Source organism: Streptomyces mauvecolor (assembly GCF_039532965.1).
GTDB classification, from domain to species: Bacteria; Actinomycetota; Actinomycetes; order Streptomycetales; family Streptomycetaceae; genus Streptomyces; species Streptomyces violascens.
This window is the reverse complement of sequence record NZ_BAAASQ010000073.1, coordinates 1-1886: the sequence shown is the minus strand read 5'-3', so window position 1 is coordinate 1886 and position 1886 is coordinate 1. Positions and strand designations below refer to the sequence as shown.

The following is a 1886-nucleotide window of genomic DNA, read 5'->3' as shown; positions in this document are numbered from 1 at the left end:
CTTCCCTTCGGTATTTCGTGTTCCCGACTCTATCAGACTCTTTCGTGTCCGATTTCCTCGGTGCCTTTCCGGTTCTCCCTCTCGGGTTTCCCTTTCCGGCGGTTCCGACTCTATCAGATCCTTTCGGGCCTGATTCCCGGTCGAAATCGGGGTGTCTTCCCGGCTGTTGGGCCTTTCCGACGTCCCGAACTCTAGCGGATCTTTCCGGCGATTCGTAATCGAGTCTTCCGGTCCGACCGGAATGGAATTCGGCATGCCGAAAGCGCTCCCGGTCGGGAGATCGTGCTGAGTTGGGGTTGCCGCAGAATCTGCGGCGGATGGTTGCCTCGGGGCCGTCCCGGCTGCGTGACAACTCGGAGAACACTACACGAGGATCTGCGGGCTCCAGCCCGCCCCCTCCCCTTCTTGGGGCAGTTTCATGGGGCAGTGCCCCTGGCCTCCTTATGAGCCGTCGACCATGTGCCGTCGCCAGACTCAGCGCGGCCCGTGCCGACTCCCACGGCTCGCCCCCGTTTCGGGTTGCGGTTGCCGTTGCGTCAACTCCTAACGTCGTCTCTGTGGCCGGGGACGGACTCCGGCCCGGCGATGGGAGCAACCGTCATGGCCTGGTCGATCGCGGATGTTGCCCGGATGTCCGGGGTGACCTCCCGGACGCTGCGGCACTACGACGAGATCGGGCTGCTGCCCCCGGCGTGGATCGGGAGCAACGGTCACCGCTATTACGAGGAGGCCGATCTGTTGCGGCTGCAGCAGATCCTCCTCATGCGGGAGCTCGACCTGGGGCTCCGTGAGATCCAGGCCGTACTCAACAGCCAGGTCGACCGCGTGGCCGTGCTCCGTGAGCACCGCCAACGGCTGCTCGCGGAGCGGGACCGGCTCAGCACCCTGGCCCGCACCGTCGACCGCACCATCGCCGAACTGGAAGAAGCAGAGGAGAACAACGACATGGCGAAGATCAATCGGCCGGAGAACCTGTTCGAGGGGTTCGAGCCTTCCGCCGAGGAGAACGAGAAGGTGCGCGAGCGCTGGCCGAAGGCTTGGGAGCAGGCCCAGCGGGCCGTCGAGACGATGACCGACGAGGACACCGAGCAGTGGCAGCGTGAGGTGACGGCGCAGATGATCCGCTTCGCGGAGTTCATGGTGGCCGGCACCCCGGTCGACGACCCTCAGGTCCAGGCCGAGATCGACGACCACTACCGGAACGTCTGCCGGTTCTGGACGCCGAACGCGGTCGCGTACAAGGGACTCGCCCAGACCTACGTCGACGAACCCCAGATGCGCGCGAACTACGACAAGATCGCCAACGGTCTGGCCGTCTACCTGCGGGACGCGATGCTCGTCTACGCCGACGCCCGGCTGAGCTGAGCCGTCACTCAATCCGTCGGCCTTTTCGCCGGTGATTCCATCGGCCATGCCGTCGGGCATCCCGTCGGCCGACCGGCTCGACGGCGCGTCACCTGACGTCGGGGGGCTGCAGACCCCCGGCTTCTCCCCCGCACCCCATTTGCACGCTTTGGCAGTACACCGAAGCTATGCCTCGAATGCCCTCCGACCCGCCGTTCCAACTTCGTAACCGTTCACGACGCGGCATCGCCCCGAGTCCACCCGACACCTGGGAAATCAGGGATCGGGGCAGGTCCTGGAGGCTCGACCGCGCGTTGCGCGTGCAATCTGCATTGGGTACACATAGACGGCGCGCCGCGTTGCGCGCGCGGCGTTCGTTATGTCTGTTACGGGGGTGTGTGCGTGAAGTTCGACATGGGGTCCACGACTCTGTCCGATCTGGGGAAGAGCACGGACGGTTCGAGTTCTGATCTGGGCGCGTTGATCCGGCAGTTGGTGGCGGCGGCGGAGCCGCTGGAGGGCAAGTTCAACGGGGCGGGGAA

The 1886-nt window shown here is 65.4% G+C and carries 1 protein-coding gene; it reads left to right on the top strand.

The window, feature by feature from the left end:
• The first annotated feature begins 600 nt into the window (after positions 1–600).
• A complete protein-coding gene (locus ABD346_RS38270; RefSeq protein WP_344380932.1) occupies positions 601–1365 on the top strand; it encodes a MerR family transcriptional regulator in 765 nt (254 codons plus the stop codon).
• Positions 1366–1886 lie beyond the last annotated feature (521 nt).